Source organism: Ruegeria sp. CL3 (genome assembly GCF_056536505.1).
Window position 1 is genome coordinate 28,649 of record NZ_JBQFPT010000020.1, and the last position, 14,009, is coordinate 42,657.

The window sequence follows — 14,009 nt, forward strand, 5'->3', positions numbered from 1 at the left end:
GAGGAAACACGATGTACGCCCAAATGGTTAAGTCTGAGGCTACAAACGATGACCCTGAAAAGCTTGCCGAGTTTCAGGCAAAGATTGACGCGGACATCAAGATCGAGCCCAAAGATTGGATGCCGCAAGGCTACCGCAAAACGCTGATCCGCCAGATTGGTCAGCACGCCCATTCCGAAATCGTAGGACAACTGCCCGAAGGCAACTGGATCACCCGCGCGCCCACGCTGGAACGCAAGGCAATCCTACTGGCCAAGGTGCAGGATGAGGCCGGGCATGGGCTTTACCTGTATTGCGCCGCAGAAACGCTGGGCGTCAGCCGGGATGAGCTGACCGAGATGCTGCTGGACGGTCGGATGAAGTATTCGTCGATCTTCAACTATCCCACATTGAACTGGGCCGATATCGGCGCGGTCGGTTGGCTGGTCGATGGGGCCGCGATCATGAATCAGGTGCCGCTGCAGCGGACATCTTATGGGCCGTATTCGCGCGCCATGATCCGTATCTGCAAAGAAGAAAGCTTTCACCAGCGTCAGGGATACGATGCCATTCGCAAGATGGCCGAAGGCACGCCCGCACAGAAGAAGATGGCGCAAGATGCCCTGAACCGGTTTTGGTACCCGTCGCTGATGATGTTCGGACCGTCGGACAAGGACTCGGTCCATTCGACCCAATCCATGGCCTGGAAGATCAAGATGAACACCAATGATGAGCTGCGTCAGAAGTTCGTCGATCAGACCGTGCCGCAGGCCGAATTCCTCGGCCTGACCGTCCCCGACCCGGACCTGAAATGGAACGAAGAACGCGGGCACTACGATTTCTCGGAACCCGACTGGTCCGAGTTCTTTGATGTCATCAAAGGCAACGGCCCTTGCAACACCGACCGCCTGGCCGCCCGCAATAAGGCCTGGGACGACGGGCAATGGGTGCGCGACGGCCTGCTGGCCCACGCCAAGAAGAAACGCGCCCGTCAAGTGGCCGCTGAATAAGCCTGACCCAAGGAGGAAACCCGATGAAAAACGAATGGCCCCTGTGGGAAGTCTTTATCCGCGGTCAGCACGGTATGAGCCACCGTCATGTCGGCTCATTGCACGCACCCGAAGCAGAAATGGCGATCAAGAACGCACGCGATGTCTACACCCGACGCAACGAAGGCGTGTCGATCTGGGTGGTCGAAGCAAACAATATCTCGGCCTCATCCCCCAGTGACAAAGGCCCGCTCTATGAGCCCAGCGAAAGCAAGGTTTACCGTCACCCGACATTCTTCGACATTCCCGATGAAGTGGGGGCGATGTGATGACCCGCGACGAAGCCTTCCTGCAGTTTCTGCTGAGAATGGGGGATAACACACTCATCCTTGGCCACCGCGTGAGCGAGTGGTGCGGCCGTGCGCCCGTGTTGGAAGAAGATATCGCGCTAGCCAATACCGCGCTGGACCTGATCGGCCAAACCCAGATGTGGCTTGGCCTTGCAGGCGAAATCGACGGCGGCCAAAGCGCAGATGACCTGGCGTTCCTGCGCGATGCTTGGGATTTCCGCAATGTTTTGATGGTCGAAGTTCCGAACGAAGACTTTGGCCGGACCCTGATGCGCCAGTTCCTGTTTGATGCGTGGCATTCGATCATGCTGGGGCGTCTGATCAAATCGTCAGACGACCGTGTTGCGGCCATTGCGGCCAAAGCCAGCAAGGAGGTCGCCTATCACCTGGAACGCTCTGGCGACACGGTTGTTGGCTTGGGTGACGGAACGGTGGAAAGCCAGGACCGGATGCAAGCTGCACTGGACTATCTGTGGCCCTATGTGGGTGAGATGTTCGCCAGCGACGACGTGGACGCCGAAATGGCAGCTGCTGGCATCGCGCCCAATCCCGCCGATCTGCGCGATGAATATGACGCTTTGGTTCAGCGGGTCTTGGCGGATGCGACGCTAACGATCCCAGACAGCAATTTCGCGCATAAGGGTGGGCGCACCGGGCAGACGCATACCGAACACTTGGGGCACTTGCTAACTCAGATGCAGTGGCTGCAACGCGCCTATCCCGGCGCAAGCTGGTAAGCCGATATGGAACGGGTGCCGACAGATCAGATATGGGACTGGCTGGATGCCGTGCCCGACCCTGAAATACCAGTCATTTCCGTGGTCGATCTGGGGATTGTACGCGATGTGTGCTGGGATGCCGGAACCTTGAAGGTGACGGTGACACCGACCTATTCCGGCTGTCCAGCAACGTCGGTCATCAGCATGGACATTGAAACCGCGCTACGGGATCGCGGGATCGAAGATATCCGGATCGAGACCACCATCGCTCCCGCATGGACCACCGATTGGCTCAGCGACAAGGGCCGCGCCCGGCTGGAAGAATACGGAATCGCCCCGCCACAACCGGCAGGCGGTCCGCAGCGGTGCCCGCATTGTGGCAGTAAGGCGGTTGAGAAGGTTAGCCAGTTCGGCTCGACCCCGTGCAAGGCACATTGGCGCTGCACCGACTGCCTTGAACCTTTTGACTATTTCAAGTGCATCTGAGGAGGAGCACCGGATGGCACGTTTCCACGACCTGAAGGTCACCGACATCCACAAAACGATCCGCGACGCGGTGGTTTTGACGCTGGAGCCCATGAATGGTGCAGCGCAAGAGTTTGACTTTACCGCTGGTCAATACCTGACGTTCCGCCGCGAGTTCGACGGCGAAGAATTGCGCCGGTCCTATTCGATCTGCGCAGGCAAGGACGACGGTGTCCTGCAGGTTGGGATCAAGCGCGTCGACGGCGGGGCGTTCTCGGGCTGGGCGAACTCGGAACTGAATGTCGGGGACATCGTGCAGGCAATGCCGCCGATGGGTAGTTTTCACGCTCCCATCGACGCAGATTCAGAAAAGCAATATCTCGGTTTTGCCGGTGGGTCCGGGGTGACTCCTGTTCTGTCGATCCTCAAAACGACACTCGCCCGTGAACCCCAGTCGCGCTTTACGCTGATCTATGCCAACAAGGGCATCAACACGATCATGTTCCGCGAAGAACTTGAGGACCTCAAGAACCTGTATATGGGGCGCCTTAACGTGATCCATATTCTCGAAACGGATTCCCAGGAAATTGACCTGTTCACCGGGCTGGTGACACAGGAAAAATGCGCCGAACTATTCAAGCACTGGGTCGATATCGAAAACGTCGATACGGCGTTCATTTGTGGTCCTGAACCCATGATGCTGGGGATCGCAGCGGCCCTGCGCGACCACGGGCTAGACGACAGCCAGATCAAATTCGAACTTTTTGCCAGCGCCCAGCCGGGTCGCGCAAAACGCAAAGCAAGTTCGGCAGATGCCGGTCGGACAGACAATCAGACCAACGCGTCCATTACGCTGGATGGGTCAACCCAGACTCTGACCATCCCCAAGGACTTGTCCATTCTGGATGCAGCTTTGGAAAACGCGTTGGACGCCCCCTATGCCTGCAAAGCCGGAGTCTGCTCGACCTGCCGCTGCAAGGTGCTGGAAGGTGAGGTCGAGATGGTCGCAAACCACGCGCTTGAGGATTACGAGGTCGAGAAGGGCTATGTGCTCAGTTGTCAGGCCTATCCGATAACGGACCGTGTGGTCGTGGATTACGATCAGTAGAGGAGAGGTAGACATGACCGATACGATGACTCTCGACAGCTATCTTGCCGCAGGCGGCGTGCTGACCAACCCTTCAAATGTTCCACCGCGCTATCGCGCTGAGTTGCTGAAACTGATGGCAACTTTTGTTGACAGTGAATTAGCAGGCGCTGCCGGTTTTGCTGACGTAATTAACCTCGGGCCGGGAATTAAAGAACGTATCGCTGCCGCGAAGATCGTGCTTGAGAAAACGGATCATGCAAATCGTGTTCTGAACATTATGGGAGAGTTCGGAGCCGACACGGAACGCTACGCCAATCATCATCCGTGGACGGCCCGGTTAAGCAGGGATGCGGACATCGGAGCAACGCGTTCCGAACATGATATGCGCTTGGCTGTGTTCAACTATCCGTTCTCGGGTTGGACGGATGCCGTGATCATGAATCTGCTCATGAGCCGCGCCGTCGCCGAACAACTGGCTGAGTATTCGACGATTTCCTACCAACCCCTGGCCGAGGCGTTCCGCTCAATTGCTCCGATCGAAGCACACCATGGTGAATTGGCTATGGAAGGCGCAATTAAGTTGATCGAACGAGGCGAAGCTGAGCAAATGCAGGTCTCGGTCGACTACTGGTGGCCTCGCGTCGCGGTGTCTTTCGGGGGCGACGATCCGAAACGGTTCGAGTTGTTGAAATCTCTTGGTCTGCGGCGGAATAAAAACAGTTCCCTGAAAGAGCGCTGGAGCCAGACGATGAATGACACGCTGAAGACTTTTGGACTGAGAACGCCTTTGTGAATCGCTTGACTGGACCGATTTTGGGTCCGTCCTCTAGTCTGAGGCGAGGCCCAAGTTCCTGGGATGACAAGAAAAATAGCAGTGTAGGGCTGGGGTTTGTCGGACGTGGCCTGACGACTGATCGCAATGGGCCATTCGGTAACACTTCAGATCCTCGACTATCCGGGGGTTCAGAAATTCGCTCAATGGGGAATGAAAGACCAGTTGGCCTATGCGAATTCACAGGCTGAAAATTTGGCTCCTCGCTATTCACAACTGAGAACGCGCCGTAACCAATTTGCCAGCCCGTGGCTATCGTCCTACCGCAAACAGTTTGGGCCGAGTCACATATAGTCAGGTGAGTACAAGCGAAATCCCTGCAATCATTCCGGTTTGTAGCCACAAGGGCCAAGTCGGCTGGTCTTCGGTCTGGACTGACGCCAAAGCCTCGGGCCTATCTCGCCAAATCCACCAGTCATAGACATGACAAAACGTTTTGCTGAAAACTCACATCGCGGGTATTCTTTACGCTGATCCAGTCATAGCAAGCCCGTCACCCATGAAGCCACAGCTAGACAGCGCATATTTTAAACCGCTTGTGCGGACGAATTTGCGTTCACGATCTGTAGAGGGGTTTTCTCAGGATCTGGAAAAGATCTGCGGGCAGTTTGCTGTCGAGTCCAGTGTTGCCACGCGCGGACGCATTGACGGGGACATCTCCACCTTGCCGGTCTCACGCTTTGAGACGGCAATCGTATCACTGGACGCACAAAGGGTTTTTCGGGACGAGCGTATGATCCGACAAGACCCCGGAGAGCACTTGTTTCTTCTCATCCAGGATAAGGGAAACTGCCGTATCCACCAGAATGATACCTCGGTTTTGCTGGGACCGGGCGACATGTATCTGGTCGACAGCGCGAAACGCTCCGAGTTTGTTTATGACGGGATGAACTCGCGTCAGGTCTCGATCCATTTGCCACGCGACGAGATGGTCCACAGATTCGGTGAGATCTGCACAGGCGGTATCGTGGTGGACCGAAACGACCCCCTGTTTTTCGCCATGCGTGCCGTTCTGGCCAAGATATTTACCGAGGAAGCCGCTGTGGCCCCACATTTGGGCGAAGCCTTTCTGAGCTTGTTAGGCGCGTATTTCCGCTGTGTCAGCCATCAGGAAGACCAACGCGGGCGAGAAGCAAACGCCGTCCTCTCACGCGCTCTTCAACTGATTGAACAGAACGCGATGGATCCAGCATTTGGACCGCAGGCATTGGCTGAAGCATTGCAGGTTTCGCCTCGGACACTTCAGCGTCATTTTGGAACCATTGGGGAAACCGCAAGCAAACGCCTTATGTCTGTGCGGCTTGAAACAGCGAAAGCCCGGCTAAAAGAGGTGAACTCTGACGTAGGGCGCGACACGATCGCTGCGGTTGCGTATGATTCCGGTTTCAACGACCTGTCGCATTTCTACAAGGTCTTTCGGGAACGATTTGGTGTCTCACCGGGGGCGGTGCGGAAGAATATGTCGTCCTAAGCCATAATATTTGGCGCAAAACCCCAAGACTCGACCGACCGGTCGGATAATAGTGCTCCCCAGCCTTGCTGCGTTCGCGCACAGGCATCGCGATTTAGGGAGGACAAGCCGTGATCGAATACGATCTGACTATCGGGGGTCAACCGGTATCTACCGCCGCCAGCTTTGACGTATTGAACCCGTCAACCGGTGAAGTCGCAGGGCGTGCGCCCAATGCGACACGCGCTGATCTGGATACTGCTGTTAAAGCTGCGAAAGCTGCTTTCGAAAGCTGGTCGGCCAAATCGGACGAAGAACTGCAGGCCGCGTGCGAGGCCGTTGCGCAGAAGATCGGAGAACATTCCGAGGAGCTAGCACAAATCATTACGGCTGAGCAGGGTAAGCCGCTGAATGGTCTTGGGTCGCGCTGGGAAATGGGCGGGGCAGGGGCCTGGGCAGGATATACTGCCGGGCTGTCCTTACCAATGAAAGTGCTGCAAGATAACAACGAAGGCCGTGTTGAACTGCATCGCAAGCCGCTGGGCGTTGTGGGTTCGATCACGCCATGGAATTTCCCGGTGATGATTGCGATCTGGCACATCATGCCAGCGATGCGCACCGGCAATACGGTGGTTGTCAAACCCTCGCCTCTGACCCCACTGTCGACCCTGCGCCTTGTTCAGATCATGAACGAAGTACTGCCCGCTGGTGTGGTTAATGTAATCACCAGCGATGACAAGGGCGACAATATCGGAGGGGCTATGTCGGCCCATCCGGACATTCGCAAAATCGTTTTCACTGGGTCCTGTGCGACAGGGCAGAAGGTCATGGCCTCGGCCGCGGAAACCATGAAACGCCTGACCCTGGAACTGGGGGGCAATGATGCCGGTATCGTTCTGCCCGACGCAGATCCGCAAGCGATCGCCGAAGGTTTGTTCTGGGGTGGTTTCATCAATAACGGCCAGACCTGCGCCGCGATGAAACGTCTTTATGTCCACGAAAGCATCCATGACGAGGTTTGCGACGCGCTGGTGGCCTTCGCCCGTAATATCCCGGTGGGAGATGGCATGGACGACAACGCGATCCTGGGTCCGGTCCAGAACAAGATGCAGTTTGACAAGGTCAGCCGCCTGGTGGCCGACGCGAAAGAGCGTGGCCAGGTCTTGCTGGGCGGTGCGCCGGGCGACGGGTTGTTCTTCCCTCCCACGATCATCGCGGGTCTGAATAACGGCGATCCGCTGGTCGATGAAGAACAGTTCGGCCCGGCGCTGCCAATCATCAAGTATTCAGAAGTGGAAGACGCAATTGCGGCCGCCAATGACAGCCCGAACGGGTTGGGTGGCTCGGTTTGGTCGTCCGATATCGACGCCGCCAAGGCCGTTGCCAGCCGCATGGAGTGTGGCTCGGTCTGGATCAACAAACATGGCGCCATTCAACCCAATGCCCCGTTCGGCGGGGTCAAGTCATCTGGCGTTGGTGTCGAATTCGCGGACGAAGGTTTGGCCGAATACACCGATATCCAAGTCGTATTCAGCTAAGAACAAGACAGGAGAGGAAGAGATGAAGATCAGAAGTATCCTTGCCACAACTGCACTGGGCGCCGTTTTCGCCGGCAGCGCTTTGGCACATCCCCTGGACGGGTTAACGCCGGACGAACTCCAGCAAATCAACACGATCCTTAAAGAAAGCGGCACCGTCACCGACGAGACACTGTACCCTTTGATCGATCTGCACGAGCCGTCGAAAGCCGAAGTTCTGGATTGGAAAGAAGGCGAAGCACTGGATCGCAAGGCGATTGTGCAATACACCACCGACGAAGGATTCAGCGAAGCTATCGTGAACATCACGCAAGGCACCGTTGAAGAAAACTTTGCCATCGAAGGCTCGGGTCAGCCGATGGTATTGTTTGCGGAGTTCATCGGTGCACTGGAAGGGGCTTTGGGTCACCCGGATATGATCGCGGGGCTCGAAGCGCGTGGCCTGACAAATGAAGACGCGTTTTGTCTGCCGTTGACTGCCGGTAACTTCTTTACCCCCGAATTCGATGGTACGCGCCTGATGAAGGTGCCCTGTTATCAGAACCCGACAGGCTCAAACTTCTACGCCAAGCCGATCGAAGGATTGTTCGCAATCTACGACATCGGCAAGCAAGAGGTTGTTGAGGTCATCGACACTGGTGCGATCCCCTTGCCGAAAGACGCCTGGGGTTACACGGCCGAAGAGGTTGCCGAACGGGTCGAGTTACGCCCGGAAACCAACAAGGTTCTGCTGACGCAGGAAGGTGGTCCGAACTACACTCTGGATGGGAGCCATCTGGAATGGGACATCTGGCGCATGAATCTGCGCGCGGAAAAGCGTGCCGGCCTCGTTGTCTCTAACATTGATGTCAACGATCAGGGCAATTGGCGTTCGGTCATCTATCAGACGCATCTGTCCGAAGTGTTTGTCCCCTATATGGACCCGACGGAGGGGTGGTACTGGCGGACCTACATGGACAGTGGCGAATACGGGTTCGGTCTGTTCCTGACGCCGTTGCGTGCGGGAGTGGATTGCCCTGAATATGCAACCTTCTTGCCTGCTGTAATCGCGGATGACGCAGGTATGCCGTTGGAAATCCCGGATGCGATCTGCATCTTCGAGCGCAACATTGGTGACCCTGCTTGGCGCCACTTTGAGATCTTTGCACAGACGCCGGACAACTTTGTACCTGCAGAAGGCCGCTCCGAAACCGAATTGGTTGTGCGCACTGCGTCAGAGGTCGGTAACTATGACTATCTGATCGACTACCGCTTCAAGCAGGATGGTCAGATGTTCATCAAGATAGGCGCAACCGGTCTGGACGCCGTCAAAGGCGTGGTTTCGACCTCGATGAATGATGAAACCGCTGCGGAAGACACCAAGTATGGCACGCTGATTGCACCGCATCTGGTTGCGGCCAACCACGACCACTACTTCAACTTCCGGATCGACTTTGACATCGACCAGCCGGTCAACCACATGGGTCTGATGGAAATCGTTCCGGCCGAAGTGCCTGCGGACAGCCCGCGCAAATCGATGTGGACCTGGCAGCATGTGATGCCGGACAGTGAGCTGGACGCGCGCTATCGCTTCAGCGCCTCCAAACCGCGTCACGTCCATATCTCGAACCCGCAATTGGAAGGGTATCTGGGCCACACTCCGGGCTGGATGATCCACCACGGCTCGATCGCATACGGTCCGTTCGACTTTGAAAGCGACCCGCCGTTCAAGCGCAACGCCTATATCGAGTATTCCTCGTGGACGACTGTTTATGACCAAGAGCAGCGCTATGCAGGTGGTAAATACGCGATGCAAAGCGACGGTTCCGACACGCTGGCGGAATGGGTCAAGGAGGACAAGCCGCTAATGGGTCAGGATATTGTGTCCTGGTTCACCGCAGGGTTCCACCACATCCCGCGTATGGAAGACTGGCCTGTGATGTCGACCGAATGGAAGACGGTTCACATCATGCCGTTCAACTTTTTTGCACATAACCCGGCGTTGACGATCCGCGAGTGATTGATGGCAAATGAAACTAAAAGGGCGGCCTGCAATAGGCCGCCCATTCATTTCGTGTCTTCTTGTTTTCTGTTAGTTTTGCAGCGCCGAATGCAGACAATCCAGGATCTGATCAGCCCGCTGGATCGATGTACGATAAGGGGCGGGGGAAGGATGATGTCGTTGGCGTCGATCCGTACCAAAACACCATCATCGTATGGCTACTGATAGATGCGGCGCATTTCGGGCACGAGTTCGGGGTCTTTTGGGGCGAAGTGGTTTCGCTGGTCACAGTACAGCCGAAAAGTTGTCGAGCCGGCAACCAAGAGGTCAGCTTTCCTTCGCGGCTTCCAGCGCTTGTTTTAGTGTTTCTCGATCCCCGATGTGGTTAGAGAGAATGAGAATGAGGCGCGCGTTCAGGGCTTCGCTTTCCTCATCCGACAACCCTTCATGAACTGCGATGAGGTCTGCGTAAAAATCATCCGGAGAATACAAATTTGGTTCGGTAATCAGGGGCATCAGCTTATTCCTTTCCGCAGGCTTTAAGGACTGCTGAACGCAGTGCAGCCTCGTCGTAGTTCCGCCAGCGCGCCGCGACATGCTGATCGGGGCGGACGAGGTAAACCGCCTGGCTTTCGGATCCAAGATAGCGCTCCGCCAATGTGTCCGAAGCCGTAAGGGACACGCTTCTGACCGTGATACCGTCGATATCGAGGCTGTTCGGAACTTCGGTGTTGAGTGCCAAAATCACGAAGTCGTTTCCAAGCTGATCCAGAAGGAAGCCGTCGCCAACCGGGGCATCCTTGCATGGAGATCCCACTCTGGACGTGTCAGGACCTCCTGCGAGGTCATCCGCTCCGTTCAGAGACGAGTGATCATAGGTACAGGGCACTGACAGGCGCCCCGAGTTCACCAGAGGCCGCGCAAATGTATGGCGTTCCGCCAGGCTAAGCACAGCGTCCCGGAAATTCTTGCTTACCTTCGATTTTGGCGTGATGAAATCAGTTGAACGGGTCGAATTCAGTATGTTTTCGTCTGCTCCGAAAATCCGTTCGTCATCATAGGTGTCCAGAAGGCTTTCCGGTGCCTTGCCCGAGATCACGAGGCCAAGTTTCCAGCCAAGGTTGTCGACGTCCTGAAAGCCGGAATTCGCGCCACGTGCCCCGAAGGGCGACACTTGATGCGCCGCGTCGCCAGCAAAAACAACGCGCCCGTGGCGGAATTTGTTCATACGCCGGCACTGGAAGGTGTAGATGGATGACCAGACCATTTCATAGTCGACGTCATCGCCCAACATCGCATCCAGCCGCTTGCGGATGTTTTCCTCTTTCAACTCCTCCTTGCGATCGACATCCCAGCCGATCTGGAAGTCCACGCGCCACACGTCATCAGGTTGTTTGTGCAGCAAAGTCGAGGCGCCCGACTTAAAGTAGGGCTCGAACCAGAACCAGCGCTCTGTCGGGAACGTGTTGTTCTTCATCCGGATGTCAGCGATCAGAAAGCTGTCCTGAAAAACCCGGCCTTCAAAACCCAGATCCAGCATGTCGCGCGTTGGCGAACTTGCGCCATCGCAGGCGATCATCCAATCCGCCTTAAGCTGGTAAGGCCCGTCCGGAGTTGTGACGGACAGAAAAACATGGTCGTCCTTGACGTCTACAGCTTCGACCCGGTTCTTGCCTCGGATTTCAATCGGCGCGCCGCGTTCCTGTTCCGCGCAAATCGCTTCGAAAATGAACTTTTCGAAATAAGGCTGCTGCAAGTTGATGAAGGCCGGGTTGCGATGGCCGGATTCAGGCAGAAGGTTGAACTCAAAGACCTTTCGGTAGTCCTGAAATACCTTTCCGACATTCCAGACCACCCCTTTTTCGAGCATCGGCGCGCCACAGCCGTAACGGTCCGCGATTTCCAGCGTTCGCTTGGCAAAGCAGATGGCACGGCTGCCCATGCCTATCCCTTCGTGATCGTCCAGAACCAACGCCGGAATACCTTGTCGACCAAGGTCCAGCGCGGCGGCCATACCGATAGGGCCGCCTCCAACTATGACAACCGGGTGGCGCACCGCAACGGGCGCGTCTTGATCTTTTGATTTCTCATAAGGGTAAAGCTTGAAGGCGAGGGAATATCGGTCCTGAAGCATCGAAACACCTAGCTTGTTGAGTTCGGAGGAGATGAGTGGGTTCAGCCTTGCAACTGTTCCCACATTTCCAGATCACGTTTGTCAGTCCAGATGCGAGGGTGGGCGATCCCCCGAGCTTCATCATAGGCACGGCTGACGTTGAATGGCAGGCAGTGCTCGTAGATCGCGTAGTCCTTGAACTTAGGATCGCAGGCGTCGCGCACGGCATCCCAGGCGTCTTTTAGGCTGCCGCCTTTCATCGCAACCTTTTTGGCGGGTTCGTAGGTTGAGTTGACAAAGTCGCGCGTGCTTTCGATGGCCCGTTCGACCGCTTCTTTGCCGATCAGCGCGCCGCCGCGCCCCGGTGCGATGGCGTCGACGTCATAGGCTTTGATATTGTCCAGCGTCTGGCCCCAATCGGCAAAGTGACCATCTCCGCAATAGCAGGCCGAGTGGTCCTCGACGATGTCGCCGGTGAACATGACGTTCTGATCAGGCACATGGATCACCGCATCGCCTGCCGTATGCGCGCGGCCGATCTGTTTGATATCCACGCGGCGGTTGCCCAGATAGACCGTCATGCTGTCGCTGAAAGTGGTGGTGGGCCAGGTCAGGCCGGGGATGCTTTCATGACCTTCAAAAAGGCGCGGAAAACGCTGGAACTCGCTGTCCCAGTCTTCTTGACCGCGTTCCACGACCATCGAGCGCGCTACATCCGACATGATCACCTGCGGCGCGTTGAAGGCCGAGGCGCCCAGAACGCGCACCGCGTGATAGTGCGTGAGTACAACATGGCTGATCGGCTTGTCGGTGACTTCGCGCACCTTCTCGATCACTTTGTTTGCCAGACGCGGCGTGGCCTGCGCCTCGACAATCATGACGCTGTCGTCGCCGATAATGACGCCCGAATTCGGGTCACCTTCGGCAGTAAAGGCCCAAAGGCCCTCGCCGATCTCATCGAAGGTTATTTTCTTTTCTGTCATGTCGCCTTGCGATGCGAATGCTTTAGCCATGGATTTCCTCCGGTGCCCGTAAGGGCGAATTTCGTGTCAGTTGCGTTTGTAGGGATCGTCGAGTGCTGCGAGGACTTGCCCCGTGCATTCGCCGAAACCGATCCGATAGCCGTCGCCTATCGCCGCACCCGTCAAGGTTAGGGTGTCGCCGTCTTCAACAAAGCTGCGGGTCTCACCGGTGTCGAGAGTAAATGGCTCTTTGGCACCCCAGCTGAGTTCCAAAAGGGAGCCGCGATTGTGCTTTTCCGGGCCGGAAATTGTACCCGAGCCCAGCAGATCGCCGGTATTCATCGGGCACCCGGACGTGGTGTGATGGGCCAGTTGCTGAGCCGCCGAATAATACATTTCGTTGTAATTGGTGCGGGCAATGGTTGTAGCCGCCTTGCCCTTAGGAGCCAACGTGACCGACAGATCGATGTTGTATAGCATCGGGCCACAATCCTTCAGGTGGTCCAGCAATTCGAACTCCCGCGCAGGGGTGTCGCAGCGGAATGGCTCAAGCGCAGCTTTGGTCACGATCCAGGAGCTGATCGAGGTTGCCGTGGCCTTGGCCTGGAAGGGCCCCAGCGGCTGGTATTCCCAAGCCTGAATGTCGCGTGCAGACCAGTCGTTTAGTAGTACGTAGCCAAAAATGTTGCTATCCGCCTCTTGCACGGAGATCGGACCATCCGAAGGGGTTCCAACGATGGCGCCCATCTCAAGCTCGATATCGAACCGTTGCGACGGGGCAAACCGGGGCAGGGTGTCGTTTGGACCTTTCAGCTGACCCCAGGGGCGTCGAATGTCCGTGCCCGAAACGACCACTGATGAGGCACGACCGTTGTAACCGATTGGGATGTGCAGCCAGTTCGGGGGCAGCGCGTTTTCCGGTCCGCGGAACATGGTGCCAACATTGAAAGCGTGATGTCGACCCGCGTAGAAATCTGTGTATTCGCTAACGGTGAAAGGCATATGCATCTCGGCATCGTCTTGCGCGACGAGCAGCGGTTCGATTTTATCTCGTTCTTTGGCGCCTTCGGCCAACAGGGTTATCAGCCGGTCCCTCAATGCCACCCAAACAGCCGGGCCCTCTTCCATCAATGGATTCCATAAGGGCAAATCGAAAAGGGGTTCGTCGCTCAGCGCAAGCAGGCCTTCGGCCTCGGCGGCAGAGACGTCGAGGATCATATCACCGATGGCCACACCACAACGGGGTTCGCCGCCTTCGGTCGAAAAAACCCCATAGGGCAGGTTGTTCAAGGGAAAGGGATGGGCTTCATTATTGGCCGATGTCACCCAGGAGTTCATCAAAGGCATTTCATATCCAGACTTTTGTCACGAGCGGATTTGTTGTTTCATTTTTTGCCGGGCGTGCGGTCGAATTTCTTTTCGATGTCTGCCCAGCAGTCAATATAGTCGTCCTGCAAGGGGGCCTCGGTCGCGGCGAAGGCCGTCAGATGCTGTGGGAAGCGGGTTTCGAACATGAAGGACATGGTGTGGTCCAGCTTGTC

Annotated in this window: 14 protein-coding genes; 9 read left to right on the forward strand and 5 right to left on the reverse strand. The window is 56.5% G+C overall.

Annotation, left to right across the window (positions count from 1 at the left end):
- Nucleotides 1-11: 11 nt before the first annotated feature.
- The 9 genes from paaA to ACR0NO_RS21595 all read left to right on the forward strand — a co-directional run bounded on the left by paaA (nucleotide 12) and on the right by ACR0NO_RS21595 (nucleotide 9,411).
- Nucleotides 12-989 (forward strand): 1,2-phenylacetyl-CoA epoxidase subunit PaaA, encoded by a 978-nt coding sequence (gene paaA, locus ACR0NO_RS21555; RefSeq protein WP_170641531.1) that lies wholly within the window; start codon nucleotides 12-14, stop codon nucleotides 987-989.
- 23 nt (nucleotides 990-1,012) lie between these two features.
- Entirely contained in the window at nucleotides 1,013-1,297 is a 285-nt protein-coding gene (paaB, locus tag ACR0NO_RS21560) for a 1,2-phenylacetyl-CoA epoxidase subunit PaaB (RefSeq protein WP_480725592.1), read from the forward strand.
- Complete coding sequence (gene paaC / locus ACR0NO_RS21565; RefSeq protein WP_480725594.1) at nucleotides 1,297-2,055, forward strand: 1,2-phenylacetyl-CoA epoxidase subunit PaaC; 759 nt, start codon at nucleotides 1,297-1,299, stop codon at nucleotides 2,053-2,055. The genes paaB and paaC overlap by 1 nt, the downstream gene beginning before the upstream one ends.
- Nucleotides 2,056-2,061: 6 nt before the next feature.
- Nucleotides 2,062-2,523: a 1,2-phenylacetyl-CoA epoxidase subunit PaaD gene (gene paaD / locus ACR0NO_RS21570; RefSeq protein ID WP_480725595.1), complete on the forward strand. Its 462-nt coding sequence runs from the start codon at nucleotides 2,062-2,064 to the stop codon at nucleotides 2,521-2,523.
- Nucleotides 2,524-2,536: 13 nt separating this feature from the next.
- Complete coding sequence (locus ACR0NO_RS21575) at nucleotides 2,537-3,610, forward strand: 2Fe-2S iron-sulfur cluster-binding protein (RefSeq protein ID WP_480725597.1); 1,074 nt, start codon at nucleotides 2,537-2,539, stop codon at nucleotides 3,608-3,610.
- Between the two features lie 13 nt (nucleotides 3,611-3,623).
- The gene (locus ACR0NO_RS21580; protein WP_170662433.1) at nucleotides 3,624-4,385 is read left to right on the forward strand and encodes a Phenylacetic acid catabolic protein; all 762 of its coding nucleotides are present in this window, start codon (nucleotides 3,624-3,626) and stop codon (nucleotides 4,383-4,385) included.
- A gap of 538 nt (nucleotides 4,386-4,923) precedes the next feature.
- Nucleotides 4,924-5,895 carry a helix-turn-helix domain-containing protein gene (locus ACR0NO_RS21585; protein WP_480725599.1) on the forward strand — a complete coding sequence of 324 codons (972 nt, stop codon included), beginning with the start codon at nucleotides 4,924-4,926 and terminating at the stop codon, nucleotides 5,893-5,895.
- A 110-nt stretch (nucleotides 5,896-6,005) separates the two neighbouring features.
- Nucleotides 6,006-7,412, forward strand: a complete 1,407-nt coding sequence (locus ACR0NO_RS21590; protein WP_480725600.1) for an aldehyde dehydrogenase family protein — start codon at nucleotides 6,006-6,008, stop codon at nucleotides 7,410-7,412.
- A gap of 22 nt (nucleotides 7,413-7,434) precedes the next feature.
- Complete coding sequence (locus tag ACR0NO_RS21595) at nucleotides 7,435-9,411, forward strand: copper amine oxidase (RefSeq protein ID WP_480725602.1); 1,977 nt, start codon at nucleotides 7,435-7,437, stop codon at nucleotides 9,409-9,411.
- A 309-nt stretch (nucleotides 9,412-9,720) separates the two neighbouring features.
- On the opposite strand, the gene ACR0NO_RS21600 is transcribed toward ACR0NO_RS21595, so the two are convergent.
- From ACR0NO_RS21600 to ACR0NO_RS21620, 5 genes are all read right to left on the reverse strand, one after another.
- Entirely contained in the window at nucleotides 9,721-9,909 is a 189-nt protein-coding gene (locus ACR0NO_RS21600; RefSeq protein ID WP_170549697.1) for a DUF2783 domain-containing protein, read from the reverse strand.
- 4 nt (nucleotides 9,910-9,913) lie between these two features.
- Complete coding sequence (locus tag ACR0NO_RS21605) at nucleotides 9,914-11,527, reverse strand: FAD-dependent oxidoreductase (RefSeq protein WP_480725603.1); 1,614 nt, start codon at nucleotides 11,525-11,527, stop codon at nucleotides 9,914-9,916.
- 41 nt (nucleotides 11,528-11,568) lie between these two features.
- Nucleotides 11,569-12,519 (reverse strand): MBL fold metallo-hydrolase, encoded by a 951-nt coding sequence (locus tag ACR0NO_RS21610; protein ID WP_475220753.1) that lies wholly within the window; start codon nucleotides 12,517-12,519, stop codon nucleotides 11,569-11,571.
- A gap of 36 nt (nucleotides 12,520-12,555) precedes the next feature.
- Complete coding sequence (gene fahA, locus ACR0NO_RS21615) at nucleotides 12,556-13,815, reverse strand: fumarylacetoacetase (RefSeq protein ID WP_480725604.1); 1,260 nt, start codon at nucleotides 13,813-13,815, stop codon at nucleotides 12,556-12,558.
- A gap of 38 nt (nucleotides 13,816-13,853) precedes the next feature.
- On the reverse strand, nucleotides 13,854-14,009 hold a 156-nt coding region (locus ACR0NO_RS21620; RefSeq protein ID WP_480725607.1), incomplete at its 5' end, for a homogentisate 1,2-dioxygenase domain-containing protein.

Coding starts and splice junctions, on each gene's coding strand:
- paaA (WP_170641531.1), top strand. CDS start 12: ATGTACGCCCAAATGGTTAAGTCTGAGGCTACAAACGATGACCCTGAA.
- paaB (WP_480725592.1), top strand. CDS start 1,013: ATGAAAAACGAATGGCCCCTGTGGGAAGTCTTTATCCGCGGTCAGCAC.
- paaC (WP_480725594.1), top strand. CDS start 1,297: ATGACCCGCGACGAAGCCTTCCTGCAGTTTCTGCTGAGAATGGGGGAT.
- paaD (WP_480725595.1), top strand. CDS start 2,062: ATGGAACGGGTGCCGACAGATCAGATATGGGACTGGCTGGATGCCGTG.
- ACR0NO_RS21575 (WP_480725597.1), top strand. CDS start 2,537: ATGGCACGTTTCCACGACCTGAAGGTCACCGACATCCACAAAACGATC.
- ACR0NO_RS21580 (WP_170662433.1), top strand. CDS start 3,624: ATGACCGATACGATGACTCTCGACAGCTATCTTGCCGCAGGCGGCGTG.
- ACR0NO_RS21585 (WP_480725599.1), top strand. CDS start 4,924: ATGAAGCCACAGCTAGACAGCGCATATTTTAAACCGCTTGTGCGGACG.
- ACR0NO_RS21595 (WP_480725602.1), top strand. CDS start 7,435: ATGAAGATCAGAAGTATCCTTGCCACAACTGCACTGGGCGCCGTTTTC.
- ACR0NO_RS21600 (WP_170549697.1), bottom strand. CDS start 9,909: ATGCCCCTGATTACCGAACCAAATTTGTATTCTCCGGATGATTTTTAC.
- ACR0NO_RS21605 (WP_480725603.1), bottom strand. CDS start 11,527: ATGCTTCAGGACCGATATTCCCTCGCCTTCAAGCTTTACCCTTATGAG.
- ACR0NO_RS21610 (WP_475220753.1), bottom strand. CDS start 12,519: ATGGCTAAAGCATTCGCATCGCAAGGCGACATGACAGAAAAGAAAATA.
- fahA (WP_480725604.1), bottom strand. CDS start 13,815: ATGCCTTTGATGAACTCCTGGGTGACATCGGCCAATAATGAAGCCCAT.